This is a genomic window from Marinobacter zhejiangensis (assembly GCF_900114775.1).
Classification (GTDB): Bacteria; Pseudomonadota; Gammaproteobacteria; order Pseudomonadales; family Oleiphilaceae; genus Marinobacter; species Marinobacter zhejiangensis.
In genome coordinates this window covers 477419-501658 of sequence record NZ_FOUE01000001.1, presented here as the reverse complement: position 1 = coordinate 501658, position 24240 = coordinate 477419, and the positions used below count along the sequence as shown (strand labels likewise).

Here is a 24240-nt window from a genome sequence, read left to right as displayed (position 1 = left end):
CGCCCCAGTCAGCTTTTACTGACTCCAAGCAACCCAGACCTACGGTGATTTCCCATGGCGCGAGTCGTTCTTTCTTTTGCGGATGAGGTGTTTACCTTTGTAACGGAGATGCGGGTACGCATCACTGACATCAACGGCGCCCGTCATCTGGGTAACGATGCCCTGATCTCGATGCTGTCGGAAGCGCGTGCTCAGTTTCTGGTGTCGTTGGGGGTGGAGGAAGGCGATGACGATGGCAATGGCATCATTGTCACTGACCTGGCGACCATGTATCAGGCGGAATCGTTCTTTCCCGAGTTACTGCGGTTTGAAGTTGGTATGACCGATTTCAACAAGTACGGCGGCGACATCGTGTTCCGTGTGACCAAGGCGGACAGCGATCAGGCGGTGGCGCTGGCGAAGTATGGCTTTGTGTTCTTCAACTATCAGCAGAAGCAGGTCATTCCCATGCCCGAAGGTTTCCGGTCACGCTTCGGCTGAACGCAACACCAGCGCCTGCATGCCCTGACGATAGAAGCTGTAGGCCATCACCCCCGCGCCAAGATTGCCAAGCAAGGCGCCGGTCATCAAACCAGTGAGGCCGGCCAGCTCGCCCCCCAGCCACAACAGCGGCAGAAAGCACAGGAACAGGCGCAGGGTAGAGACCATAAGCGCCCGCATCGCCATTCCCAGCGCGTTGCAGATCGACACCATCAGCATGCAGACCCCCAGGCCGCAATAGCTCAGTGGCACTCGCACCAGATAGTCTTCAAGCACGTCGCTGACGGTCATATCGGCACTGAACCACTGTGCCACCAAGCCGGACGCCGCAAGCCACAGCAGGCCGATGGCCAGTTGCCAGGCCACCACAAAACGCACCGACAAACGCACCAGTTGGCGGATGGTGTCGATGTCACCGGCGCCGAGCAGGCGGCCGATCATGGGGGGCAAGGACATGGTCAGGGCGAGTACCACCACAATGGAGAAGAAATCCAGGCGGGTGCCCAGCCCCCAGGCGGCCACAGCTGCTGAGCCAAATCCGGCGACCAGCGCGGTCGCCAGCATGGCGGAAAGCGGGGGCATCAGCTGGCTGACCATGGCCGGGGCCATGATGCCCCCCAGTTGTTTCAGGGCGGGTGCCAGCTCCAGCTTGACCAGGTCGAAACGCAGCCATTGCCAGCCCAGCAGCTTCGGATAGACCATCAGGCAACCGATACTAAAGGCCGCGATGGTGGCCAGTGCTGCACCCGGCAGGCCCCAGTCGAAGACAAAAATGAACAGTGGGTCGAGCGCGATGTTGAGCAGGCTGGTAAAGACCATCAGGTAGCCGGGCAAGCGGGTATTGCCGTGGGAGCGACAGACGCTGTAGCCAAAATACATCATGGCCCCGAGCCAGGCGGCGACCAGCCAGGGAATCCAGTAGCTGTGGATCAGTGGCAGCAGGGCGGCATCGGCCCCCAACAGGGTCATGATCGGATTGCGTAGCAGCCAGAGCAGCAGGCACAGCACCAGTACCAGCACAGCACCAACGGTGACCACCAGCCCGCCCAGCCGCTCCGCGCGAAGTGGGTCGCCCGCGCCCAGGGTGCGGGAAATGATGGCGGTGGTGGCAATGCCGAGACCGACCTGCAGACCTATGATCAACTGCTGCATCGGCAGGGTGAAGCCCAGGGCGGCCAGTGGATCGCGGCCGAGCTGGCCGATGAAAATGCTGTCCGCCAGTTGGAAGGTCATCAGTGACAGCACGCCGAACAGCATCGGCCAGGTCATGCTGAACAGCTGTCTGGGCAGGCTAGTGGCGCTGGTTTGGGTGGTCACAGGAGGGGCTCGGCGCTGGCTGGAAATGTGGCCGTTGATTCTAGCAGGGCGCCCCTGGTACGAGTACCCCTGAGGGCCGGGTACGCCAAAAGCGCCCTGGGTTTGGTCGAACTGAGGTTAGAGCACGGCCAGGGCGGCGTCGTAGTCGGGCTCGTTCTTGATCTCGCTGACCAGTTCGCTGTGGATGACCCTGTTGTCACCGTCGAGCACCACCACGGCCCGGGCACAGAGGCCAGCCAGCGGTCCGCTGGCAATGGCGACGCCGTAGTTCTTCAGGAAGTCGGGGTGGCGGAAGGTGGACAGGGTAACGACGTTATCCAGGCCTTCGGCGCCACAGAAACGGCCGGCGGCAAAGGGCAAATCAGCGGAAACAACCAGTACCACAGTGTTGTCGAGACTGCTGGCCTTTTCGTTGAACTTGCGGGTGGAGGTGGCGCAGACGCTGGTATCAACGCTGGGGATGATGTTGAGGATCTTGCGGCGACTGCCGTAGGTATCGAGACCAACATCCTCTAGGCCCTGGGTAGTCAGGGTTAAGGCCGGTGCGGTACTTCCGGTGGTGGGAAAGCTGCCGCTGATGGCCAGCGGGTTCCCATCCAGTGTGACTTTGCTCATCGGTATCTCCCGGTTGTGGTTGTGCGGAAATGATCAGGTCCACTTATGGTGTAGCCCATTCCCCGCTATCCGTCACGAACCGGAAGGAGGCAATGTCAGGACGCTTGCCCCGGTACGCCCCCTGATACCGGTTCGAACCCGGCTGCCGGGTGGCGCTGTACCAGCAGCAGGTAGGTTGCCAGAGCGGCAACGGCGCTGGCCGCGATGATGACGGCCATAACCAGCGAGGTGCCGTCATGAAGGTGGCCGACCAGGGCGCCGATGCCAGCGGCTACCGCCATCTGGACAAAACCGAACAGCGCCGAGGCAGAGCCGGCGGTGCGGGGGAAATTGGCCAGGGCTCCGGCCATGGTCTGGGGCAGCACCATGCCAACGCCCATCATGAAGATTGCCTGAGGCAAAATCACGGCCCAGACCCGGAACACCTCCATAATGGCGAGACCGGCCATCAGGCTGCCACCAGCCACCGCGATCACCAGACCGCGAACCAGGATCTGGTCGGGCAGCAGGCGTTTGCCCAAGCGAACCGCCGTCAGGTTGCCGGAGATGTAGCCCAGCACCATGACACCAAAATACAGCCCGAACAGTTGTGGCTCGACGCCGAGGAAATCTATCAGCACGAACGATGAGCCCGACAGGAAGGCAAACAGTCCGGCGAAGGTCAGCGAGTTGGTCAGGGTATAGCCGACAAAGCTGAGGTCAGAGCCAATAGATCGGTAGTTCGCCATCAGGGTGCACAGCTTCAGCGGCTGGCGGTTTTCGGACGCCATTGGTTCGGGAATGCCTACCGCGACCACCAGGGCCATCACCAGGGCGTAGCCAGCCAGGGCAATAAAGATGGAGGGCCAGCCCAGATGGTTCAGCATCAGCCCGCCGAGCGTCGGTGCCAGGGCTGGTGCCAAGGCCATGATGCTGGCCAGCAGTGCCATGATCCGGGCGGCGTCTCGCGGGGTGTAGATATCACGGATGGCGGCGCGACCCAGTACTGGCCCGGCGGAACCGCCGATTGCCTGGAGGAAACGGCACAGGATCAGGGTTTCGATGTTGTTGGCCAGCGCACAGCCAATACTGGCCGCGGCAAACAGCACAAAACCGCCAATCATCGCCGGTTTGCGGCCGAAGCGGTCGGCCAGCGGGCCACAGATTAGCTGGGCCAGGGCAAACCCGGCCATGTAGATGCTCAGGGTCAGCTGAACCTGATCGGTGCCAGCGCCCAAGGCGCCGCCAAGGGAAGGTAGGGCCGGAAGGTACATATCGGTTGCCAGTGGACCAAGGGCGACAGCAGCAGCCAGAAGTACGGTGGTCCAGACACTGGTGAGGGCGAGCATGGGCATTCCGGGAATCGGTTGAATCGGAGGAACAGTGTACGCCTCCGGATCGCACAAATAACGACCGTCGCCTTCATACGACCTATGAACAATATCGATAGGTCGTGTTGTCAGTCTCCGAGTTGGTCGGCCACCTCAATCAACTGCTGCCGCAGCCAGCGATGGGCCGGGTCGCTTTGGTTGCGTTGGTGCCAAAGCATCATCAGCGTAAAGGGCTTGTAATCGAAGGGCAGTGGGGCGGAAGCAAAGTTGCTAAGTAAGTGTTTACTCATCATGGAGGGCGCGGTTGCCAGAAGTTGTGTGCCCTTCAGGAAACCAGCGAGTCCGGAAAAGTTGGAGACGGTGACGCGGGTTTTCCGCGCCAGGCCCCGGGCGCTCAGGGAGCCTTCCAGTGCTGTGGGTTCGCCGGTACCGAACAGGATGGCAACATGCTCAGCCTGCAGGTAGTCGGCCAGGGACGTGGGTGCCGTCCGATGCGCAGGATCGTAGAAAATCATCATCTGGTCATCCAGCAGTCGCCTTTGCAGGATATCGCTGGCGGCCGGGGGGTGAGGGGAGATGATCAGGTCGCAGACTTCCTTGCGCAGCATATCGGCGTTGGGAATGCCCGACGGAATGACCTGCAGGCCAATACCGGGTGCCTGCTCCCGCAGCCGTTGCATCAACGGTGGCAGCAACAGGTCACGCTGGTAGTCGTTGGCGGCAATGGTCACGGTAAAGTCGGCGTCGCGGGGAACAAAGGGCGGGCCGGCCGACAGGGTACGCAGATCGTCGAGGATCTGACGCACGTGGGGTCCGATGCGGAGGGTGTAGTGAGTGGGGGCAATGCCACGGCCGGATTTGACGAACAGTGGGTCCCCGAGCGCCTGACGCAGCCGATCGAGGGTATGGCTCACCGCGGACTGGCTAAGCCCGAGCTTGACGGCGGCGCCGGACACGCTGCCGTCGTCGAGTACCGCAAGCAGCACCCGCAGGGAGCGGGCATCGAGATTGAACGTATCAATGGGATTCATGGATCCCAGTGTAGGGCAAAACGGTGACGGGAAGAACCGCCACCGTCGTGAGGGTCAGTCGGAGCGTTGTGCAAGCCAGTCGGCCAGCTCCAGCCAGCTGGCATGGGGGGCTTTGCTGCCAGCGAGAATGCCCATGTGGCCTCCAGGGATGACCCGGAAGGTTTTATCTGCGGAGCTGACATGGTCCATCACCCGACGGGCGGCATCCGGCGTTGCCAGGGTATCGCTGCTGCCAGCGACGGCCATCAGGTTGGCGTTGACGTTCTCCAGCCGGGCCACATCGTCGCCGATCTGGATCTCGCCTTCGGACAGCTGGTTGTCGATCCAGATACGGACCACGGTGTCCTGGATGATGCCGCCCGGGTAGGCCACCATGCGGTCGAGGAAAGCCGATGTTGTGGCGTGGTCACGAACAAACTCGCGGTCGCCCAGGCGGACCACCAGTTCCCAGTAGCCTTTCACGCTGCCAATCGGGTTACTGAGTTTGAAGCCGATGGTGTTGGCCCAGCCGGGGGTATGGAACCAGTGGGGCTGAAGGTCGTGCAGACGGAAGCCCGTGCGGGCGCGCACGAATTCGGCAACATCTGAGATCCGCTGGTACATCAGGCCCAGTACCCCGGACGCATGGCTGTCGATGGGCGAGCCCAGCACGATGGCATTGCGGATGTGCTGGTCTTTACTCAGCGCCGAGTAAAACAGGGTGAACATGCCACCCATGCTCCAGCCGTGCAGCGAGAGCTCCCGCTCGCCGCTGTGCTCGCGCACCCGGTTGAGGTAGTCCGGCAGCAGTTCGGCAACGTAGGTGTGCATGTTGTAATGGGTGTGGTCCCGGGTGGGTACGCCCCAATCAATCAGGTAGACCTCAAAGCCCTTGGCCCGCAGGAACCGGACCAGGCTGCGCTGGGGGAACAGGTCGTAGATCAGCATGTTCACGGCCAGTGGCGGCACGATGACGATGGGCGTCTTGTGGGTCTGGCGCTCGACCGGAATGGTCATGCCTTCCAGCTCGATGGCGTCCTCCAGCAGGGGTGGGTAGTAGCGCAGGGTGACCAGACCATCGCTGTGCAAGGTATCGAAGGGTGTCTGGCCGGCCTGGACCAGGCTGGCGGACCGGAAAACCCGGTCAAAGGCATTGCTGGCGTAGTGGCGGCTCCGACGGGAGAGTCCGGAGGCTTTGTCAATTACGGACCTGGCGAGGTTTGGCATGGCTCTGTTCATCGGGTTCTCTGGAAACGGGTAGGACGACGTCCAGAATATCGGTGGAACGCCGTTGGGCGCCATGGCAAATTCGTCCAGGTCAATTGGCATATTGGCCACCTGAAGTGCCGAATATGCCGTCGTTGGGCTCTGCCCTTCAGGAACCTGGGTTGCTATCATGCCTGCCTTTCAGGCAAAGACAATAACGGATAAATACATGCTGAGTTTCCTTCCTGCGCCACTGATTGGCGTGATCAATGCCCTGTTACTGGGTATCAATACGTTGTTCTGGTGCCTTCTTCTACTCCCCTGGGTGCTGTTGAAGCTGGTGATTCCCGTTCGGGGTGCGCGGGTGTTCTTGTCCCGTGTGCTGATCTGGATCTCTGAATCCTGGGTGGCCTGCAACACCGGCTGGATGAAACTGACCCACAACACCGACTGGCAGGTAACCGGCGCGGATCAGCTGAAGCGGGAAGGCTGGTACCTGGTGATGAGTAATCACCAAAGCTGGGTGGACATCCTGGCCATGCAGCGGGTACTCAATCACAAGGCGCCGTTTCTCAAGTTCTTTCTTAAGAAAGAATTGATCTGGGTACCGGTCATTGGCCTGGCATGGTGGGCGCTGGATTTCCCGTTCATGAAACGTCATTCGAGGGAATACCTGATCAAGCATCCGGAGAAACGTGGTGAAGATCTCAAGGCAACCCGCAAGGCCTGTGAGAAATTCCGCGATACTCCGGTTAGTGTCATGAACTTCGTAGAAGGTACCCGTTTCACGCCGGCCAAGCATAAACACCAGAAATCACCCTACAAGCACCTGCTGGTGCCCAAGGCGGGCGGTGTCGGGTTTGTACTGGATGCGATGGGGGATTCGATTCAGACTCTGGTGGACGTCACCATTGCCTACCCGGGTGGCTCGCCCACGTTCTGGGACTTTCTCTGTGGCCGGATGACCTCGGTGAAGCTGCACATTGACACCGTGGCCATTCCCGAAGATCTCAAAGGCAAGGACTACAGCGCCGACGGCGAACAGCGCCGGCGGGTCAAAGACTGGCTGGCCGAGCTGTGGTCCGCGAAGGACCAGCGGCTGGACGACATGCTCCGCTGATCCCCCGCCAACCCGGCGGTCCCTGGCGGCGTTAAGCCTCTGCCGCCGGGGAAGCCTCCTGCGTCTGCCCGTCCTGGGCCGTATCTTCAACCAGCTTGAAATTGATTTGCTTGCGCTCGCGGTCGACGCCCAGCAGGGCAACGTTCACGGTCTGCTCCAACTGGAACAGGCGGCCGTTCTTGTTGTGGGTCAGGCGCAGGGTGACCGGATCAAAGCTGTATTTGCCTTCCAGGTCCTTGCAGCTGACGAAGCCTTCCAGGCCATTGCTGTCGAGCCGCACGAAGAAACCGGCCGGCACGGTACGGCTGATGACGCCACTTTGTGGCGCCTCGCCCAGGCTGGGAGCGAACTCACATTTGAGCCAGTTCTCCAGGCTGTTGGCGGCCTGGCGGGCCTTGATCTGGGTTTCCTGCAGGGTCTCCAGCTGGCGGTCGTCCAGCGGCTGTAGTGGTTGCTGCCAGAGCGCTGACTTGATGACTCGGTGCACGTAAAAGTCGCTGAATTTGCGCAGTGGGGAGGTGAACGTGGTGTAGGCTCCAAGCCCCATGCCCTGGTGTGGCGCGGCGGTAAACGCCAGCTCCACCCGTGCCAGCTGGCGGGATACGATGGCCTTGAGCGGAACCTCAGCGGTGACGCTATCCGCTTGCTGCATCAGCTGACGGAAGCCATCCGCGGAGGCGGGGTCAAGCCCGGCCAAGTCGGGGGCGAATTGGCTCAGCAGGCTACGGATGTTGTCGGCACGGTCTGCACGCAAACCCGGGTGGGTAATGAACAGGCCATGGCTGAGGCCACTGAGGAAGCCTGCGGCGCAGCGGTTGGCGGCCACCATGCACTCTTCCACCAGGCGGTGAGCCTCATTCTGAACCGCCGGCTCGATTTGGCGAATGTGCTTGTTTTCATCAAGCCGCAGGCGGAATTCCGGGCGCTCGGTGCCAAGCAGGGCATTGGCTTCCCGCCACCGGCGCAGCGCCGTTGCGGCCTGATGTAACTGGTCCAGGCTGGCACTGACGGTCTCTGAAAGGTCGCGGGTGTCGTCACCTTCACGCCCTTCGATGACATGGGCAACCTGCTCGTAACTGAGTTTGCCTTGCGAGCGGATGACCGCTGAGTGAAAACTGTAGTCACCCAGACTGCCGTCGTTATTGACCTGCATGTCGCAGACCAGGGCCAGTCGATGGGCATCCGGTACCAGCGAGCACAAACGGGTGCTGATGGCATCTGGGAACATGGGGCGTGGCTCGCCCGGGAAATAGATGGCGGTGGCGCGGGCCTGGGCCTCCCGTTCAGCCGGGCTGCCGCCCGGAATCAAAGCAGTCGGGTCGGCAATGGCAACCGACACTTTCCAGCCCGTTGCGTTCGGCTCCGCCATCAGGGCGTCGTCCATGTCCTGGGTGCCTGGGCTGTCGATGGTGACATAGGGCTGTTCGGTGCGGTCTTCCCGCTCACCCGCCAGGGCGTCGATGGCGGCTTCGTCCAGCTGGTCCGCCTGCTGGGTGACCGTGTCGGGCCAGTCTTCGGCCAGGTCGAACGAGGCCAGGGTGAAGGCGCGCTCAATGCCGGGTGCACCGGCTTTACCGATGATGTGCAGGACTTTCGCCTGGCCCTTGCCGTCACGGATTGGGTGGCGGTGGATTTGGCAGTAGATGAAGTCATCCTGTTCCGCGCCCATGCGTTCCTTGGGCGGGATGAAGATCCAGCGGTTGATGCCGGGGGTTTCCGGTACCACAAAATGCCCTTTGCCCTTGACCAGGTAGCGGCCCACAAAGGTCGTCAGGCCGGTGTCCAGCAGCTCATCGACAACGCCCTGAAGCTTGCCCTTGTCATCGGTCTGCTCGGTAATCCTGATGCGATCGCCAGGCAGGACCTTTTGCATTTCTTCGGGTGGCAGGAAGACATCACGGCCTTCGTCGAGGGCAACAAAACCAAACCGGCCGTTGGTGGCTTTTACCGTGCCGGCGAAGGTGACTTTGCTGTCTTTGATGTCGGATTTGAGCTGGCGCAACTGACTGAGCGCGTCGGCATTTAGCATGCAATGGAACCTGACTGGCGGGATGGGAAAAATTGGTCTGGCAGTATACCGGTTTTCCGGGCGAACGTCAGAGCGACAAGGGTGTTGGCAGATTCCCTTCGGATAGCGGATAGTTTGAGGGACTGTAGAGCGATAGGAAGAGCAGGGGGCAACATGAAAAAGGATAGCAAGCCTAGGCTGTTGCTGGCGTTGACGCTGGCGCTGGGTGTTGTGATCAGCGGTTGTGCCGGATACGGAACCGGGGGCCAGGATATGGGTGACGATGCGCTGACAGAGGGGGCCAGGGCCCAGTTTGACTGTGCCAACCGCAATGGCAATGAGTTTATTGAGAGCGCGGAGCTGGTGTTCCTGGTTCAGTGTGGGGTTCGGGAGGGGCAGCGTTGCGGCGATATTCCCGATGAGATGAGTGAGCAGCCATCGTCCCGGGAACAATTTCGCCAGGGCCGTCGGCTGCTCGACATCATGGACCTCAACAAGGACCAGAAGATCAGCAAGCTGGAGTTCCGGGCCTTCTGTAACAGTCAGGGCGGCTGATCAGGCCTCGGACTGTTCAGGGGTGGTGGGCAAACGGTTGGGTCTGGCCTGCTTCGTTGAACAGGATCACCGTGTAGTCATCCTGACGGTCGCCCATTTCCATGCCGGGTGATCCAACCGGCATGCCCGGTACCGCAAGGCCCCGGGCTGCCGGGGCTTCCGCCAGCAGGCGCTGGACATCTGACGCCGGAACGTGGCCTTCGATGACGTAGTCGCCAACAAAGGCGGTATGGCAGCTGGCCAGGCCCTGTGGCAGGCCGGCTTCCGCCTTGATCTGGTTGATCCGTTGGGTGTTGATGGCTTCGACGTCAAAGCCATTGTCTTCCATGTGCTTCACCCAATCGGTGCAGCAGCCGCAGCTGGGGGATTTATAGACCGTCACGGTCTCGCCAGCCAGGGCCGGGGCCATGGGGGACAGTCCGAGGGCGAGCCCGAAGGCCAGAGGCAGTCGTTTCATGGTGTGTGTTCCTCTCAGTGATGTTGGGAATCCGTGGGTGTTTCTTTACTGTCGCCGGCGAGCCAGAACCACCAGACGATGGCAGCCATGAGCAGGAGGCCGCCGCCATTGATCAAAAGGTCTGTCATGAGGATTTCCTCCCGGAACTGGTGCGAAACAGGCGCAGTCGGTTGGCGTTAGTGACCACGGTCACGGATGACAATGACATGGCGGCGCCGGCCAGGATCGGGTTCATCAGGATGCCCCACAGTGGATAGAGCAGTCCGGCGGCAACCGGGATGCCAAGGCTGTTATAGATAAAGGCGCCAAACAGGTTCTGGTGGATGTTGCGTACGGTGGCCCGGGAGATTTCGATGGCATCGGCAACCCCATGCAGTGAACCTCGCATCAGTGTGATGGCGGCGCTTTCGATCGCCACATCGGTGCCGGTACCGATCGCAAAGCCGACGTCGGCGGCCGCCAGCGCCGGGGCATCGTTGATGCCATCCCCAACCATGGCGACCCGGAAGCCCTGGCGGCTCATGTCAGTGACGATACCCGCCTTGTCTTCCGGCAGTACCTCTGACCTGATGTCGTCGATACCAACCTGGCTGGCGATGGCGTTAGCGGTCGCCTCGACATCCCCAGTCACCATCATCACCCGAATACCGGCGTCGTGCAGGCGCTGGATGGCCTCGCGGGAATCCGCCTTGATGGCATCGGCGACGCCCAGTACGCCCAGCACTTGCTGGTCCCGGGCAAGAAACAGCGGGGTCCCGGCATTGGCGCTGATGCGGCGCTCCGCTTCCGCCAGAGGCGACAGGTCGACGCCTTGCTGCTCCAGCCAGCGGCGGTTGCCCAGGCGTAGGGTCGCGCCTTCAAACTGTCCGGACACGCCTTTGCCACTGCTGGCTTCAAATCCGCTGACATTCGCCGGAACCACCCGGTCGGCGTCGGCGCGGGCGACGATGGCTTCTGCCAGCGGGTGCTCGGAGTGACGCTCAAGCCCGGCTGCGAGGGCCAGCAGTTGGCTTTCGTCACCCTGGCAGGCTTCCAGGTCGGTCACCGCCGGATGGCCTTCGGTAATGGTTCCGGTCTTGTCGAGGATGACCAGGTCAAGCTTGCCGGCATTCTGTAAAGCGTCGCCCTGGCGAATCAACACGCCATACTCGGCTGCTTTGCCAACGCCAACCATGACCGACATCGGGGTGGCCAGTCCCAGGGCACAGGGACAGGCGATGATCAGCACCGTGGTGGCCGCTACCATCATGTGCACCACAGCGGGCTGCGGGCCGACGTTGTACCAGACCAGGGCGGAGAATACGGCAATCAGCATGACCGTAGGCACAAACACCGCCGAAATGCGGTCAGCCAGCCGCCCAATGGCGGGCTTGGAGCCCTGGGCTCGTTTGACCAGTGCAATGATCTGGGCGAGCGCGGTGTCACTGCCGACCCGTTTGGCGGCGTAGACGATGGCGCCATGCCCGTTCAGGGTGCCGGCGGAAACGGTATCGCCGACGCCCTTGGCCACGGGCATAGGTTCGCCGGTGAGCATGCTTTCATCGATGCGGGTTTCTCCTTCAAGGATGTCGCCATCCACCGGGAGCTGCTCGCCGGGACGAACCCGCAGGCGATCGCCAACCACCACCTGGGCTACCGGGAGGTCCAGCTCCCGACCGTCGCGAATCACCCGGGCGGTCTTGGGGCGAAGGTCCAGCAACCGGCGTACCGCCTGGGAGGTCTTGCCCTTGGCCCGTAACTCCAGCGCCTGACCGAGGTTGATCAGGCCAATAATCATGGCGGATGCCTCAAAGTAGACGTGGCGGGCCATCTCCGGCACCAGTCCCGGGACGCTGGCGACTACCATGGAGTACAGCCAGGCCGTGCCGGTACCCAGGGCGATCAGCGTATCCATATTGGCGTTGTGGTGACGAAAGGCCTTCCAGGCACCGGTAAAGTAATGGCCACCGGTGGCCAGCATGACGACGAGGGTGAGGCCACCGAGCACCAGCCAGGTGGTCTGGTTGCTGGCGGTCACCATCATGTCGCCAAACCCCATACCCCAGATCATCAGGCCAAGACCAAGGCCCAGGCTGACCGCCATCTTGACCAGTAATTCCCGGTAATGACGGCGGTCTTCCTGTTCCCGGCGCTCATCGGCGCTGTCCGGGTCCTCAATTTCGCTGGCGCCGTAGCCGGCGCTTTCGACGGCGGCAACCAGCGCCGGGACTTCCACGCTGCCGTAGACGGTTGCGGTGTTATCGGCCAGGTTCATGTGCGCACCCTGGCTGCCGGGAACCGACATCAGGGCCTTCTCGATGGTGCGGACGCAGGAGGCACAGGTTGCGCCTGTCACCGCAAGCTGCACCTGAGGCACATCGGATTTTATTTCGACGGGCTCTGAGACAGGCGCTTCCGGCTGGCTGGCTGGTATCGGGCACAGGGTGGTTTCCAGGGGTTCTGCCGGGTAACCGGCCGCAGTGACCCGCTTGGCGGCCTGCTCTGGATCTGTGCCTGGCGGCAAGGTGACGGTTTGATGCTCAATATCAACCTCGACGGCCTCGGGGCTGCCGACCAGGTCCGTCAGCGCGGTGCGGATCTTGCGGGCGCAGCCCTGGCAGGAAGCGCCACTGATGGTAAGGCGTACCGGTGCAAGCGGGGTATCAGTCATGGCAGCAGCCCTCCGTGTTTTCAAGGTGGCCATTGGGATCGTCCCAGTGTTCGATCAGACGGCAGATGGTGTGTCCGTCGGGGGTACCGTCTGGCATGGTTTGCCAGGCACCGAGGGCAGCCTGCATCCGGTCCCGAAGCTGGGTCAGTTCCTCGATCTGCTGTTCCACGCTTTGCAGGCGTTGTTCAAAGACCTCGCGGACGATGGGGCAGGGCGAGTGCTGGTCATCCGCCTGTTCCAGGATGGTTTTGATCTCGGGCAGAGAGAACCCCAGGGTGCGGGCCTTACGGGCAAACTTGAGCCGCCGCAGGTCGTCCGGACTGAACTGCTGGTAGTTGTTGTCGGGGTTGCGGCTGGGGCTGAGCAGGCCTTCCCGGGTGTAAAAACGCACGGTGTCGGCGCTGGTTCCGGCGGCTTTGGCCAGTTCATTGACTTTCATTCATCGTCCTCCAGTGGGCGGGATCGATCATGAAGTCAGTTTAAAACCTATGAGCTACTCAAAGGTCAAGGTTTGTCTTTGCTGCTCAGAAAGACACCGCAGCCGGAGCATTGGTCGGGAGCCAGTAGCTTGGCCTGCCAGCCGATTCGTTTGCCGCAGGCCGGGCAGGCCAGGCGCAGTTGCAGGACCACAATGGGACTGACCAGGAGCGTCAGCAACAGGCCCAATGGGCCCCAGCTGTCACCGCTCGACAGGCCGAGCTGACTGCTGAAGACCAATATCAGCAACAGGGTAAAGAACGCAAAAATGAAGTAACTACGGTTCCAGGCTTCCCAGCGGCGGATCTTGCGGTTCTGTTCGGGGGTGAGGTAGCGGGCTTGCATAGAATTCGCCTTCATCGGGGGTTGGGAGCCGGTCATGACTGCTCGGTGAGCGCCAGTTTAAACTGCGGGTTGTCCTGCAACAGGGGCTCCAGAACGCGGGCTTCTACCGGGCGGCTGATCAGGTAACCCTGGGCAAAGTCGCATTTGAGGCCCTTGAGGAACGCCAGTTGCTCCTCGCTCTCAACACCTTCCGCGACCACTTTGACCCCCAGGTTGTGGGCCAGGTTGGTGACCGCCCGGGTAATGATGGCATCATCAGGGCGCTCGGTGATGTTGGTAATGAACGAACGATCGATTTTCAGCAGATCAACAGGGAAATCCCGCAAGTAGGCCAGCGACGAGTAGCCTACGCCGAAGTCGTCAATGGCGAGGTGAACGCCGAGCTCGTGCAGTCGCATCAGCTGGTTGCGGTTGTGCTCGATGTTCTGGATAAAGATTTCCTCGGTCAGCTCAACCTCCAGCTGACGGGGGTCCACCTGGTAGAGGGTGAGCGCCCGCTGGATATGATCCACCAGGTCTTCGTTGTCGAGTTCGCGGCCAGACAGGTTGATGGCGATCTTGATCTGGCTGAGGGGGCCGTTGCGCCATGCCGCCAGCTGACGACAGGCGGCCATGACCACCCAGCGGCCAATATCGGTGATGCGACCACTTTCCTCGGCAAGGGGGATAAACTCAATGGGCGGAATCAGACCGCGCTCGGGGTGGTTCCAGCGTATCAGCGCTTCAGCACTGGCGACTTCCATGGTTTCGAGGTTGAGCTGGGGCTGCAGGTACAAAACAAACTGATCCTGCTCCAGCGCTTTGGCAAGGTCCTTGTCCAGCTCCAGCCGTCGCACTTCCTGATCCAGCATGCCTTCGGTATAGAACTGGTAGGAGTTGCGGCCATTGCCCTTGGCCCGGTGCAGGGCAATGTCGGCGTTGCGCAACAACGTATCGGCATCGGTGCCGCTTTGCGGGTAGATGGCAATGCCCATGGTGGCAGTGATGCTGTAGATGTGACCCTGGATGGCGTAGGGCTCTGCGAAGCATTTCTGGATCTGCCCCAGCAGGTGGATCACGTCATCCACGTTATCGACATGCTGCTGGCACACCATGAACTCATCGCCACCGGCGTAGGCAATCATGACCCGTTCATTGCCAAGGGCCTTCAGGCGCTCAGACACTTTAATCAACAGCTCATCGCCGAACTGATGGCCGAGGGAGTCGTTGAGCATCTGGAAGCGGTCGAGATCAATCATCACCATGGCCGCCTGACGGTTATGACGGTCTGCCAGCATCAGCGTATGGGAGAGGTCTTCCATGAAGAACCGGCGATTGGCCAGCCCGGTCAGGCTGTCGGTGGACTCCAGCCGGGCCAGGTCTCGCTGGGCGATTTGCCGCTGCTGGATTTCCTGGTCCAGTTCGTAACGGGTTTTCAGCAAATCCTGGTTGCGCTTCAGTACCAGCTGGATCAGCAGCCCAGCGAGACTGACCAGCCCGCCCATCAGCAGGAGGGTGTACAGGGTAACGCCGGGAAGCGCGCTCTGGTGTTGCTTCAGCCAGGCCTGAGTGGGGTTCAGGGTCAGGCGCCAGTTACTGCTGAGGAACTGGGCGTCGACGGCAGTGGTGAAGTGCTGGCTGACCGGTTCATCCGGTGTTAACCGGTACACCGGGCGACCGTTGTCCTCGATGACGACCAGAAAATCCGAACGCAGTTGTTCGGACAACAGGGTGCCAGCCAGGTTTTCCAGCAGGAACACGCCCGCGATAAAGCCGTTATTGTGTTCGCCATGGCCCACCGGTGCATAGACCACGAGCCCATTCCCACCCTGATGCAAGGTGATCACGCCTGAGGTATCGAGGGTGCCCTCTGCCGCTGCCGTCGTCAGTGCGTGGAGGCGTTGATCGGAGAAGGCAACGTTGAACCCCACCGCGCTCTCGTTGCCATCAAGAGGTTCCAGCCAACGAATGATAAAATCACGATCGATCCATTCAATGGCCTGGTAGATGCCGAAGTCGTTGAGGTAATTACGGGCATCTTCGCGCCAGGTTTCCTCGGTCATGTCGGGCGTCGCCCTCAGCCGCTGGGCCATGCGCTTGATTGCCTGCTGGTGTGCCTTGAAACGCTCGCCCAATTCGGCCGAGAGGTTACCGGCTTCCTGAGTGATAATGCTCTGAATCTGCTGGTTCTGCTGGCGGTCCATGCTGTGTTTCAGTCCCAGCGCCACTGTGAGGAAGACCAGCATAACGATGGCTGGTAAAGCAGGGCTGAGTAGAATGTTTAGAAATCGTTTGTGCATGTAGATTGCCAATTGCGGCTGGTAATATCGTTAGAACCAGGTGCTGTTGAGTATCCTTATTATTCCTGTTCTTATCAATGACCTACTGACATAAATCGTCCTCTTTAGCGGATCTCTTCGGCAGTTTTGTCATTGCTTGTGCTCGCGCCCGGGCGTGGCGGAATGCCCAGGCGGGGGATCTCCTGTTTCGGGCAACGGTCCATCACCACGGTTGTTCCATGGGCCTCGGCTCGTGCTGCCCCGGCCTCATTGATGACGCCAATCTGTAACCAGACGGCGCCGATCCCCAGGCGAATGGCGTCGTCGATAACCGGGTCGGTCAACTGTGGGGCGAGAAACAGGTCCACCATGTCGATGGAAACGGGAACGGACGCCAGGTCCGGATAAACGGTTTCCCCCAACAGGAGCTGGCCTGCCAGTCTGGGATTGACCGGTATGACCCGGTACCCATGCCCCTGCAGAAACGCCATCACTTCATGGCTGGGGCGGGACGGTTTGTCACTGGCGCCCACCAGGGCAATGGTGTTGATTGTGGTGAGCAGGTTGCGGATCTGCTCTGGATTGTTGCTGGGCATCGTCAGACTTCCCTCCGGGCTTCCAGTGATACCGACACGGATTCGGCATAACGCAGGGCGTGGGGCTTGTCGATTTCGACCCGCGCCCAACGTACCGCTGAATGGTCCATCACGATGGAGAGCACTTCGTGAGTCATGCGCTCCAGCAGCGCAAAGCGATTGCCGTCCACGTGATGAATGATCTGTTTGGTGATGGTGCGATAGTTCAGCGCCGACTCGATTTCGTTGTTGCGGATGGCGTCAGAGGCATCGTAGGTCAGGCAGACATTGATCCGAACGTCCTGCTGATTATTGATCTCTTCGTCTTTGATGCCGATGTAGGTGCGCAGGATCAGGTCCTTGATACGTACCGTTGCCAGATGACTGACGTCGGAAGCGGGCATGGTGTCTCCTGGAATTAACGTTTCTGAATCAGGGTAAGGAATTCGGTCCGGGTCGCCTGGGACGTGCGGAAGGAACCCAGCATCATCGAGGTCTTCATCAGCGAGTTCTGCTTTTCCACCCCGCGCATCATCATGCACATGTGCTGGGCTTCGACGACCACGGCCACCCCACGGGCGTTGGTGACGCGCTCAATGGCTTCGGCGATTTCCCGCGTCAGGTTCTCCTGGATTTGCAGGCGCCGGGCGTACATATCGACGATGCGGGCAAACTTTGACAGCCCGAGCACCTTGCCCTGAGGCATGTAGGCGATGTGGCATTTGCCGATGAACGGCAACAGGTGATGTTCACACAGGCTGTAGAGTTCGATGTCCTGAATCACCACCATCTCATCCATGGACGATTCAAAGACTGCGCCATTCACCAGCTGCTCCAGCGATTCCTGGTAGCCCTTGGTAAGAAACTGCATGGCTTTTCCGGCTCTGGTCGGGGTGTCCAGCAGCCCCTCCCGCTCGGCGTCTTCACCCAAGTGTTGAATGATCTGCCGGTAGTGTCCGGCAATGGCGTTCAGCTTATCAGCCATGGCGTGGTGCCCGTTTGTGTCGTTATTTTTGAAGCGGCCTGAAACTGGCTCAGTAACCGTCGAGCCCTACAGCTTATGATAAAGCGCGCCAGGACGCACCTCGAACGCAAGGGGGCATACTGGGCCGGATTGGGAATTTGCCGACTGGGTGGATGACGGTGGTGGTAACTTTGAACTAAAGTTGCGGTTTACATTTTTATCTGAGGGAGACTGATGGAGCAGGAGATTCCCGTTGCTGTGGATGGCCAGCCAGTATCGTCGGAGGGTTTGACCCTGGATGCCTGGCAACAGCAAGGCAAATGGTTCAACTACGACGGCCATGCCATTTTCAGCCGCATGGAGGGTGAGGGAGAAACGCTGGTGTTGATCCATGGCTACCCGACTGCCAGTTGGGACTGGAGCCGGCTGTGGCCCTACCTGACTCCTCATTACCGGGTCCTGGCGTTGGATATGCTGGGGTTTGGCTTCTCCGACAAACCCGCCCAGCGTCGGTACTCCATTGACGACCAGGCGGACCTGCATCAGGGCTGGCTCGAAGAACTGGGGCTAAAACAGGTTCACCTGCTGGTGCACGATTATGGTTGCAGCGTTGCCCAGGAGTTGATGGCCCGTGCCCAGGAAGGGCGTCTCGGTTTTACCATCGCCAGCGTCTGTTTTCTCAACGGCGCGCTTTTCCCTGAAGTGCATCGCCCGTTGTTGATCCAGAAGCTACTGAGCGGCCCGATGGGGGGGCTGGTAAGCCGGGGGCTGTCCCGGCGCATGTTCGATGTTCAGTTCCGCCGCTTGTTTGGTGGCCGTCACTGGCCATCCCAGGCAGAGCTGGACGATTTCTGGTACCTGCTGACCTACAACAACGGGCGAGGCATCCTTCACCGCCTGATCCGTTTCATGGAAGAGCGCCGTTGCCACCGGAACCGCTGGGTTTCCGCACTGCTCAAGGCCGATATGCCCGTGCGGGTGATTTTTGGCCGGACGGACCCGATTTCCGGGGTTGCCATGGCCCGCCGATATCACGAACTGAGCGATGCCCCAGACACCTGTTGCCTGCCGCGGGTGGGTCACTACCCGCATTACGAAGCACCTGAGTTGGTGTTCGAAGCCTATCAGGCGTTCCGGCATCCGTCCTGAGGTTCAGTCAGGAGGCGGGAGACACTATGGTGGCTGACGCCTGAATCGGCTCCTGACCACCGACCAAACAGTTCCGCCCACGGTGCTTGGCCTGGTAGAGCGCCTGGTCAGCCCGGTTCAGCCAGGTGGACCAGGTATCGCCTTTTTTCACTTCAGTGACGCCGGCGCTGGCCGTCGCCATGATGTTGTCGATAAGGGGGGACGAGGCGATGTTGATCAGCAACTGCTGGGTGAGCTGTTCGGCCTCCCGCTGGCGGGTCTCCGGCAGCACCAGCATGAACTCTTCACCGCCAATGCGGAACATTTTGTCACTTTCCCGCAAGCGGGCTTTCATTCGCGCCGAGATTTCCTTCAATACACGGTCGCCGGTGACGTGTCCCCAGCGATCATTGATGTCTTTGAAGTAATCGAGATCCAGAAGCACAATGCTGGATACCCGCTCGTAGCGTTCGCGCATCTGGATCTGGCTGTTGAGCATGTCGGCCAGCTGGGAGCGGTTGAGGCAGCCGGTCAGTGGATCGGTGGTTGCAATCTGGACGAGTTCTTCCTTGAGGCGTCCAACCAGCCAGGCAAAGATAAGCGCGAAGATGCAGGTTAGCCCCAGAGAGAAAGTGATCCGCCAGAAGTCGGCTTCGGGGAAGCGCTGGAAGGAAACGACCGACATGGTGACGACAAACAGGGCATTGCAGGCTATGGCAGATCGCAGTGGCAGTAAAAAGAACACTGCGGCGGCGGCCGGGTATGCCCAATACAGCCCTGCATGGCCATTGATGACGGTGGAGTACGTCGATGACAGGATCGCCAGTAAGACAAATGGCCAGCCCTGAAGAAAATAGAATTTCCACCAGCGCAGGCATACGATGACGAGTACGGCATTGACACAGAACAGGGCTAACAGGGCCGACAGCAGCAAGTGTCCCTGTTCCCACTGCACCATCACCAGGGGCAGTACCGCGACAAGCGCCCAGAAGTGCAGGTGGTAGACAATCTGGCGGCGGAACCCAAGGACCACCAGGCTGGGGTTGGTTGCCATGGCTTTGGATGTCAGCGATAGAGGTGAGCGTACCACGATAAGTTCCTGCCAGTCCTTGGGTTACTGATCATCGTGAAAAGAATTCAACTGAGTCTAGCACGGCTGAAAACAACAACGTGAGAAACGGCTCGGACTTCCCCGAAATCGGTTGGTGGTTACTCTGTTCCAGTACGGAAGGGTGGTAGCGGTGATATGACCGGTTGGTTACACTCCCGGCTTGTCTCGAAGGAGGTAGAATGACAGCGATACATACGCGCCCCCCGGCGTTGACCGTGCTGGCTGGCCGTCGTGCCATTCAGCGTCTGCGCCAAAAAGACCTGGACCCCGGCGATGTTCATGTGATCCCCGGTGCGGCTGGTGGCCCCAAGGCCCTGGGGTTGACCGGGCTGGACCAGGCCATCTTTGGCGACTGGCTACTGCGGGTGCCCCAGGAGCGGGCGTTGATCGGTGCCTCAATTGGCAGCTGGCGTTTTGCCGCCATTGCCTCCAGTGACGATCCTCGGGCCCAGCTGGCGCGGTTGGCGGAGCTGTATACCAGCCAGCGTTTCCCCAAGGGTAGCAGCATTGCGGATATCACCCGCAAGAGCGTGGAGTTTCTGGAGACGTTGCTGGAAGGCCGTGAGGACTACCTGCTGAATCACCCCCATTACCGGCTCAATATCGTGGTAGTGCGCAGTCGCGGGTTGTTGGAGCACGATACCCGTGGGCGTCTTGTGCTGGGGCTGATGAGTGCGATCAGCGCCAACATGGTGAGTCGCCGGCATCTGGGGCGGTTTATGGAGCGTGGCATTATCCATGACCACCGCCTGCCCACGCCCGTGGCCAAATTGGTGGATTTTCCCAGCCACCAGGTTGAACTGACCCGTGATAACCTGATTCCGGCGTTGCTGGCCTCGGCGTCCATTCCCATGGTGATGTCTGGCGTCAGTAATATCCCAGGCGCTCCGGAAGGGGTTTACCGTGACGGTGGACTGTTGGATTACCACCTGGACCTGCCCTATGAACAGCCCGGGGTGGTGTTGTACCCCCACTTCACCGACAAAGTGATTCCGGGCTGGTTCGACAAGTCGTTACCCTGGCGCCGGGGCGATGCCACCCGTCTGCAGGACGTTCTGCTGGTGGCGCCCTCGAAGGAATACCTGGCGTCCTTGCCGGATGGCAAGCTGCCGGACCGGAAGGATTTTGAGCGATACATGGGCGATGATGCCGGTCGCGAGAAAGCCTGGCGGGCAGCGGTCGCGGAAAGCCAGCGATTGGGGGACGAGTTCCTCGAGCTGGTTGAAAGCGGGCGCCTGAAGGATGTGGTGCGTCCGTTGTCAGGCAAGCACTGAGGCTGGCCCGGTCAGGCGTGCACCGCATCCTGCCTGGGCAGCATACCTGCAAACAGCGCCGCCAGGGCCACCAGTGCGGCGGAAATCCATAAACAGGCTTCCAGACCATAGAGCTGGTATACCCAGCCGGACAGCACCGTGCCGAGCAATCGACCGGCGGCGTTGGACATGTAATAGAAGCCGACATCCAGTGACACGCCGTCTTCCCGGGCATAACTCACGATCAGGTAACTGTGCAGGGACGAGTTGATCGCAAACAGTACCCCGAACAGCAACAAGCCGGTGATCACCACAAGCTGTGGGCTGAGTCCTGCCGCCAGGCCCAGCGCGATGGCCCCCGGAATGGCGGCCAGGATCAGGGCCCAAGTCGTTGCGGCCCCAGCACCAGGGGGGGCTCCGCGATGGCGACCGGTGAGCCTGGGGGCGAGGGCCTGAACCAGCCCATAACCGATGATCCAGCAGGCCATGAAGCCGCCCACGGTCCAGAAATCCCAGCCAAATACGGTGTGCAGGTAAACCGGCAGGGCGACGACGAACCAGACGTCGCGGGCACCAAACAGGAACAGGCGGGCGGCGGACAGCACGTTGATCGCCCGGCTCTTGGACAAGATGTCGGTGAACTTCGGTTTGGCCTTGCTCTTGCCCAACTCCGCCCTGAGCAGCATCAGGCTCGCCAGCCACACCAGCAGCAGGGCACCCCCCATGACGATGACCGCACCCTGGAAGCCGGCCAGCATCAGCAAGGCGCCACCGAGGAAGAACCCCACCCCTTTGAGGGTGTTCTTGGAGCCGGTCAGCAGGGCGACCCACTGGTAAAGACGGCCCTGTTGCGCCCCCGGCACCAGCAGCTTGATGCCGCTTTTGGCCGACATCTTGTTGAGGTCCTTGGCAATGCCGGACAGCGCCTGGGCCGCCATCACCCAGGGCACGGCCAGTGCGGCGGCGGGCACCGCGAGCATCGCCAGCGCTACAATCTGCAGGAAAAGTCCCAGATTCATGGTCCGGTTGAGGCCAAGGCGAGCGCCGAGGTAGCCCCCCACCAGGTTGGTCACCACCCCGAAGAACTCGTAGAACACAAACAGCAGCGCGATGGCCAGCGGGGAGTACCCGAGTTGGTGAAAGTGCAGCACCACCAGCATGCGCAAGGCGCCATCGGTGAGGGTAAAGGCCCAGTAGTTGCCGGTAATGATCAGGTACTGGCGGACATCAGGGCTCATTCGCCGGCGGCTCCCACCTTGCGGACCAGTTCCACAGTGCGGTTGGCATAGCCCCATTCGTTGTCGTACCAGGCGTAGAGCTTCACCTGGGTACCGTTCACCACCAGGGTCGAAGGGGCATCGATGATCACCGAGCGGGGGTCGGTCTTATAGTCAATGGACACCAGTGGCCTTTCCTCGTAGCCAAGGATGCCGTTGAGTTCATCCTCCGCGGCGGACTTCAGCAGGCGGTTGACGGTGTCTGCGTCGGTGGGCGTTTCCACTTCAAATACGCAGTCAGTTAGCGAGGCATTGGTCAGGGGCACCCGCACGGCGTGGCCATCGAGGCGTCCCTTCAGTTCCGGGAAAATCTCGATGATAGCGGTGGCCGATCCGGTACTGGTGGGGATCAGCGAGCTGCCGCAGGCGCGGGCACGACGAAGATCCTTGTGGGGGGCATCGATAATGGTCTGGGTGTTGGTGAGGCTATGGATGGTGGTTATGGAACCGTGTTTGATGCCCAGTTTTTCATGGATCACCTTGACCACTGGCGCCAGGCAGTTGGTGGTACAGGATGCCGCGGTGACAATCCGGTGAACTGCTGGGTCGAACTCGTGGTCGTTGACGCCCATGACAATGTTTTTGGCACCGGCCTCTTTGACCGGCGCGGTCACCACCACCCGCTGAACGCCCTGGTCGAGATAGCCGTTCAACAGCTCGACCTTGCGCATCTTGCCGCTGGCCTCAATAACCACATCGCAATGGGACCAGTCGGTCTCGGTAATGGTGCGATTGGCGGTCACCCGGATGCGCTGGTCACCGATCACCAGGGCATCGTCTTCGGCCCGGGCGGCGTGGTGCCAGTGGCCGTGCACGCTGTCGAAGTTGAGCAGGTGGGCGAGCACCGTTGCATCGGCGCCGGGGTCGTTGATGGCGACGAATTCCACGTCCGGCCAGTCAAACGCGGCACGAAGAGCCAAGCGGCCCATCCGGCCAAAACCGTTAATGCCAATCTTCAGGGTAGTCATGCTTCGTTCTCCTTGGTCTCGCAGCGGCGATCCGGGCGGTCAGCGAGGTTGTGCAGCCGATCAAGCATCGGCGCAATCAGGTGTTGATGGGCGTTGTAGGTGTTGTCGAGAACCTGGCGAATCCACTCTGGCAAGGCCGGGTGCAGCTGGTAGTAGACCCATTGACCGCGGCGTTCATCAGCCACCAGGGCTTGGTCTCGAAGCTGGGCCAGCAACCGGCTGACCCGGGGCTGTGACAGCTCCAGTACGTCGGTGAATTCGCACACGCACAGTTCGGTTTCGCTCACCAGTAACAGGGCGATCGCCAACCGGTTTTCATCCCCAAGCAGCTTGAACAGGCTGGCAGGGGATGTGTGCAGTGCCAGCGGTGGTACTTTCTGATGGACGGTAACAAACAGTTTCACCCGCTCCAGAATCTGGTGCATCACCATGGCGAAGGTGGCAAGGCGATTGGTGGTGGCCGGGTCTGGAAAATCCCAGCTGATTACCTGGCCTGAGAGCGGCACATTCAGGCACTCATCGGCGGCCTTGTCACAGAGCAGAATGACGTAGTCCCACGGTTGCCCGGCTACGGCGGCCAATGGCTGGCTGCTGAGCCCGCTGGTGTCCACTCCCTCCTCCTGCAGGCACTGCAATGCCAGTGGGTGCGGCTCAGTTGGCTTGGTACCGGCGCTGGCAACCTCGAACTGATCCTCGGCCAGTTGCTTGAGGCACGCTTCCGCTATCAGCGAACGGGCGCTGTTGGCGGAACAGACAAAAAGGACTCGACGACGATCCTGCATGCTTTTCTCTGCATATATCAAAAAAGGAATATAAGGATAGTTGCATGTTTGTCTGAGAGCAAGACGATGATTCCAGAGCAGCGGACTATACTGAGGTGAATTCAGCGTGGGAGAGAGCCATGACGCAGACCGATGCTGCTCGGGTTGCACGAACTGGGCCTTACGCCGTCAAGGTGGAAGCCGGTAAAGATTACTTTTGGTGTGCCTGTGGTCGCAGTGCCAGTCAGCCTTTCTGTGACGGCTCCCACCGCGGCACGACGTTTCGCCCGGTGCGGTTTCGCGCTGAGAAAGAAGAGTGGGTGTGGTTCTGTGGCTGCAAGCAGACGGCAACGCCGCCGTGCTGCGATGGCACTCACAAAACCTTGGCGTGATCG

24 protein-coding genes are annotated in these 24240 nt (G+C 60.7%); 6 read left to right on the top strand and 18 right to left on the bottom strand.

The window, feature by feature from the left end:
• The first annotated feature begins 54 nt into the window (after positions 1-54).
• Positions 55-480 (top strand): acyl-CoA thioesterase, encoded by a 426-nt coding sequence (locus BMZ67_RS02220; protein WP_092020276.1) that lies wholly within the window; start codon positions 55-57, stop codon positions 478-480.
• Here the strand turns inward: BMZ67_RS02220 and BMZ67_RS02215 are convergent.
• From BMZ67_RS02215 to BMZ67_RS02195, 5 genes are all read right to left on the bottom strand, one after another.
• A complete protein-coding gene (locus tag BMZ67_RS02215; protein WP_092020897.1) occupies positions 466-1749 on the bottom strand; it encodes an MATE family efflux transporter in 1284 nt (427 codons plus the stop codon). The two genes, BMZ67_RS02220 and BMZ67_RS02215, sit on opposite strands and share 15 nt — an antisense overlap.
• 165 nt (positions 1750-1914) lie before the next feature.
• Entirely contained in the window at positions 1915-2412 is a 498-nt protein-coding gene (gene tpx, locus BMZ67_RS02210) for a thiol peroxidase (RefSeq protein WP_092020275.1), read from the bottom strand.
• Positions 2413-2507: 95 nt separating this feature from the next.
• Entirely contained in the window at positions 2508-3740 is a 1233-nt protein-coding gene (locus tag BMZ67_RS02205; RefSeq protein WP_092020274.1) for a multidrug effflux MFS transporter, read from the bottom strand.
• A 110-nt stretch (positions 3741-3850) separates the two neighbouring features.
• Positions 3851-4753: a LysR family transcriptional regulator gene (locus tag BMZ67_RS02200; RefSeq protein ID WP_092020273.1), complete on the bottom strand. Its 903-nt coding sequence runs from the start codon at positions 4751-4753 to the stop codon at positions 3851-3853.
• 54 nt (positions 4754-4807) lie between these two features.
• Complete coding sequence (locus tag BMZ67_RS02195) at positions 4808-6061, bottom strand: alpha/beta fold hydrolase (protein ID WP_245749842.1); 1254 nt, start codon at positions 6059-6061, stop codon at positions 4808-4810.
• Between the two features lie 106 nt (positions 6062-6167).
• On the opposite strand from BMZ67_RS02195, the gene BMZ67_RS02190 reads away from it, so the two are divergent.
• Positions 6168-7058 (top strand): acyltransferase, encoded by an 891-nt coding sequence (locus tag BMZ67_RS02190; RefSeq protein ID WP_092020272.1) that lies wholly within the window; start codon positions 6168-6170, stop codon positions 7056-7058.
• A 31-nt stretch (positions 7059-7089) separates the two neighbouring features.
• Here BMZ67_RS02190 and BMZ67_RS02185 read toward each other — a convergent pair whose 3' ends face one another.
• A complete protein-coding gene (locus BMZ67_RS02185; protein WP_092020271.1) occupies positions 7090-9087 on the bottom strand; it encodes a ribonuclease R family protein in 1998 nt (665 codons plus the stop codon).
• 153 nt (positions 9088-9240) lie between these two features.
• Between BMZ67_RS02185 and BMZ67_RS02180 the strand changes: the two genes are divergently transcribed.
• A complete protein-coding gene (locus BMZ67_RS02180; RefSeq protein WP_092020270.1) occupies positions 9241-9621 on the top strand; it encodes an EF-hand domain-containing protein in 381 nt (126 codons plus the stop codon).
• Between the two features lie 16 nt (positions 9622-9637).
• On the opposite strand, the gene BMZ67_RS02175 is transcribed toward BMZ67_RS02180, so the two are convergent.
• The 8 genes from BMZ67_RS02175 to folE all read right to left on the bottom strand — a co-directional run bounded on the left by BMZ67_RS02175 (position 9638) and on the right by folE (position 17368).
• On the bottom strand, positions 9638-10078 hold the full coding sequence (locus BMZ67_RS02175; RefSeq protein WP_092020269.1) for a DUF411 domain-containing protein: 441 nt from the start codon (positions 10076-10078) through the stop codon (positions 9638-9640).
• 124 nt (positions 10079-10202) lie between these two features.
• Positions 10203-12728 carry a heavy metal translocating P-type ATPase gene (locus BMZ67_RS02170; RefSeq protein WP_092020268.1) on the bottom strand — a complete coding sequence of 842 codons (2526 nt, stop codon included), beginning with the start codon at positions 12726-12728 and terminating at the stop codon, positions 10203-10205.
• Entirely contained in the window at positions 12721-13167 is a 447-nt protein-coding gene (locus BMZ67_RS02165; protein ID WP_092020267.1) for a MerR family transcriptional regulator, read from the bottom strand. The genes BMZ67_RS02170 and BMZ67_RS02165 overlap by 8 nt, the downstream gene beginning before the upstream one ends.
• 65 nt (positions 13168-13232) lie before the next feature.
• Positions 13233-13550 carry a hypothetical protein gene (locus BMZ67_RS02160; protein WP_092020266.1) on the bottom strand — a complete coding sequence of 106 codons (318 nt, stop codon included), beginning with the start codon at positions 13548-13550 and terminating at the stop codon, positions 13233-13235.
• Positions 13551-13582: 32 nt separating this feature from the next.
• Positions 13583-15829: a putative bifunctional diguanylate cyclase/phosphodiesterase gene (locus BMZ67_RS02155; RefSeq protein WP_092020265.1), complete on the bottom strand. Its 2247-nt coding sequence runs from the start codon at positions 15827-15829 to the stop codon at positions 13583-13585.
• A gap of 104 nt (positions 15830-15933) precedes the next feature.
• Entirely contained in the window at positions 15934-16404 is a 471-nt protein-coding gene (locus BMZ67_RS02150) for a CoA-binding protein (RefSeq protein ID WP_092020264.1), read from the bottom strand.
• 2 nt (positions 16405-16406) lie between these two features.
• The gene (gene folX, locus BMZ67_RS02145) at positions 16407-16787 is read right to left on the bottom strand and encodes a dihydroneopterin triphosphate 2'-epimerase (protein WP_092020263.1); all 381 of its coding nucleotides are present in this window, start codon (positions 16785-16787) and stop codon (positions 16407-16409) included.
• A 14-nt stretch (positions 16788-16801) separates the two neighbouring features.
• Positions 16802-17368, bottom strand: a complete 567-nt coding sequence (gene folE / locus BMZ67_RS02140; protein ID WP_092020262.1) for a GTP cyclohydrolase I FolE — start codon at positions 17366-17368, stop codon at positions 16802-16804.
• 213 nt (positions 17369-17581) lie between these two features.
• On the opposite strand from folE, the gene BMZ67_RS02135 reads away from it, so the two are divergent.
• Positions 17582-18496: an alpha/beta fold hydrolase gene (locus tag BMZ67_RS02135; RefSeq protein WP_092020261.1), complete on the top strand. Its 915-nt coding sequence runs from the start codon at positions 17582-17584 to the stop codon at positions 18494-18496.
• Positions 18497-18503: 7 nt separating this feature from the next.
• On the opposite strand, the gene BMZ67_RS02130 is transcribed toward BMZ67_RS02135, so the two are convergent.
• Positions 18504-19529, bottom strand: coding sequence for a GGDEF domain-containing protein (locus BMZ67_RS02130; protein WP_092020895.1), 1026 nt, complete (start codon positions 19527-19529; stop codon positions 18504-18506).
• 236 nt (positions 19530-19765) lie between these two features.
• On the opposite strand from BMZ67_RS02130, the gene BMZ67_RS02125 reads away from it, so the two are divergent.
• Complete coding sequence (locus BMZ67_RS02125) at positions 19766-20860, top strand: patatin-like phospholipase family protein (protein WP_092020260.1); 1095 nt, start codon at positions 19766-19768, stop codon at positions 20858-20860.
• 11 nt (positions 20861-20871) lie between these two features.
• On the opposite strand, the gene arsJ is transcribed toward BMZ67_RS02125, so the two are convergent.
• Genes arsJ through BMZ67_RS02110 form a run of 3 tightly spaced genes read right to left on the bottom strand, consistent with a single transcriptional unit; the run spans position 20872 to position 23866 of the window.
• Entirely contained in the window at positions 20872-22077 is a 1206-nt protein-coding gene (gene arsJ / locus BMZ67_RS02120; RefSeq protein WP_092020259.1) for an organoarsenical effux MFS transporter ArsJ, read from the bottom strand.
• Positions 22074-23084: an ArsJ-associated glyceraldehyde-3-phosphate dehydrogenase gene (locus tag BMZ67_RS02115; RefSeq protein WP_092020258.1), complete on the bottom strand. Its 1011-nt coding sequence runs from the start codon at positions 23082-23084 to the stop codon at positions 22074-22076. Before BMZ67_RS02115 ends, arsJ begins: the two co-directional genes overlap by 4 nt.
• Complete coding sequence (locus tag BMZ67_RS02110; RefSeq protein WP_092020257.1) at positions 23081-23866, bottom strand: metalloregulator ArsR/SmtB family transcription factor; 786 nt, start codon at positions 23864-23866, stop codon at positions 23081-23083. Before BMZ67_RS02110 ends, BMZ67_RS02115 begins: the two co-directional genes overlap by 4 nt.
• Before the next feature lie 119 nt (positions 23867-23985).
• On the opposite strand from BMZ67_RS02110, the gene BMZ67_RS02105 reads away from it, so the two are divergent.
• A complete protein-coding gene (locus BMZ67_RS02105) occupies positions 23986-24237 on the top strand; it encodes a CDGSH iron-sulfur domain-containing protein (RefSeq protein WP_092020256.1) in 252 nt (83 codons plus the stop codon).
• Positions 24238-24240: the final 3 nt, after the last annotated feature.

Excerpts from the sequence above, each read along its gene's own strand:
- BMZ67_RS02220 (WP_092020276.1), top strand. The coding sequence starts at position 55 with ATGGCGCGAGTCGTTCTTTCTTTTGCGGATGAGGTGTTTACCTTTGTA.
- BMZ67_RS02215 (WP_092020897.1), bottom strand. The coding sequence starts at position 1,749 with ATGACCTGGCCGATGCTGTTCGGCGTGCTGTCACTGATGACCTTCCAA.
- tpx (WP_092020275.1), bottom strand. The coding sequence starts at position 2,412 with ATGAGCAAAGTCACACTGGATGGGAACCCGCTGGCCATCAGCGGCAGC.
- BMZ67_RS02205 (WP_092020274.1), bottom strand. The coding sequence starts at position 3,740 with ATGCTCGCCCTCACCAGTGTCTGGACCACCGTACTTCTGGCTGCTGCT.
- BMZ67_RS02200 (WP_092020273.1), bottom strand. The coding sequence starts at position 4,753 with ATGAATCCCATTGATACGTTCAATCTCGATGCCCGCTCCCTGCGGGTG.
- BMZ67_RS02195 (WP_245749842.1), bottom strand. The coding sequence starts at position 6,061 with ATGCCAATTGACCTGGACGAATTTGCCATGGCGCCCAACGGCGTTCCA.
- BMZ67_RS02190 (WP_092020272.1), top strand. The coding sequence starts at position 6,168 with ATGCTGAGTTTCCTTCCTGCGCCACTGATTGGCGTGATCAATGCCCTG.
- BMZ67_RS02185 (WP_092020271.1), bottom strand. The coding sequence starts at position 9,087 with ATGCTAAATGCCGACGCGCTCAGTCAGTTGCGCCAGCTCAAATCCGAC.
- BMZ67_RS02180 (WP_092020270.1), top strand. The coding sequence starts at position 9,241 with ATGAAAAAGGATAGCAAGCCTAGGCTGTTGCTGGCGTTGACGCTGGCG.
- BMZ67_RS02175 (WP_092020269.1), bottom strand. The coding sequence starts at position 10,078 with ATGAAACGACTGCCTCTGGCCTTCGGGCTCGCCCTCGGACTGTCCCCC.
- BMZ67_RS02170 (WP_092020268.1), bottom strand. The coding sequence starts at position 12,728 with ATGACTGATACCCCGCTTGCACCGGTACGCCTTACCATCAGTGGCGCT.
- BMZ67_RS02165 (WP_092020267.1), bottom strand. The coding sequence starts at position 13,167 with ATGAAAGTCAATGAACTGGCCAAAGCCGCCGGAACCAGCGCCGACACC.
- BMZ67_RS02160 (WP_092020266.1), bottom strand. The coding sequence starts at position 13,550 with ATGCAAGCCCGCTACCTCACCCCCGAACAGAACCGCAAGATCCGCCGC.
- BMZ67_RS02155 (WP_092020265.1), bottom strand. The coding sequence starts at position 15,829 with ATGCACAAACGATTTCTAAACATTCTACTCAGCCCTGCTTTACCAGCC.
- BMZ67_RS02150 (WP_092020264.1), bottom strand. The coding sequence starts at position 16,404 with ATGCCCAGCAACAATCCAGAGCAGATCCGCAACCTGCTCACCACAATC.
- folX (WP_092020263.1), bottom strand. The coding sequence starts at position 16,787 with ATGCCCGCTTCCGACGTCAGTCATCTGGCAACGGTACGTATCAAGGAC.
- folE (WP_092020262.1), bottom strand. The coding sequence starts at position 17,368 with ATGGCTGATAAGCTGAACGCCATTGCCGGACACTACCGGCAGATCATT.
- BMZ67_RS02135 (WP_092020261.1), top strand. The coding sequence starts at position 17,582 with ATGGAGCAGGAGATTCCCGTTGCTGTGGATGGCCAGCCAGTATCGTCG.
- BMZ67_RS02130 (WP_092020895.1), bottom strand. The coding sequence starts at position 19,529 with ATGGCAACCAACCCCAGCCTGGTGGTCCTTGGGTTCCGCCGCCAGATT.
- BMZ67_RS02125 (WP_092020260.1), top strand. The coding sequence starts at position 19,766 with ATGACAGCGATACATACGCGCCCCCCGGCGTTGACCGTGCTGGCTGGC.
- arsJ (WP_092020259.1), bottom strand. The coding sequence starts at position 22,077 with ATGAGCCCTGATGTCCGCCAGTACCTGATCATTACCGGCAACTACTGG.
- BMZ67_RS02115 (WP_092020258.1), bottom strand. The coding sequence starts at position 23,084 with ATGACTACCCTGAAGATTGGCATTAACGGTTTTGGCCGGATGGGCCGC.
- BMZ67_RS02110 (WP_092020257.1), bottom strand. The coding sequence starts at position 23,866 with ATGCAGGATCGTCGTCGAGTCCTTTTTGTCTGTTCCGCCAACAGCGCC.
- BMZ67_RS02105 (WP_092020256.1), top strand. The coding sequence starts at position 23,986 with ATGACGCAGACCGATGCTGCTCGGGTTGCACGAACTGGGCCTTACGCC.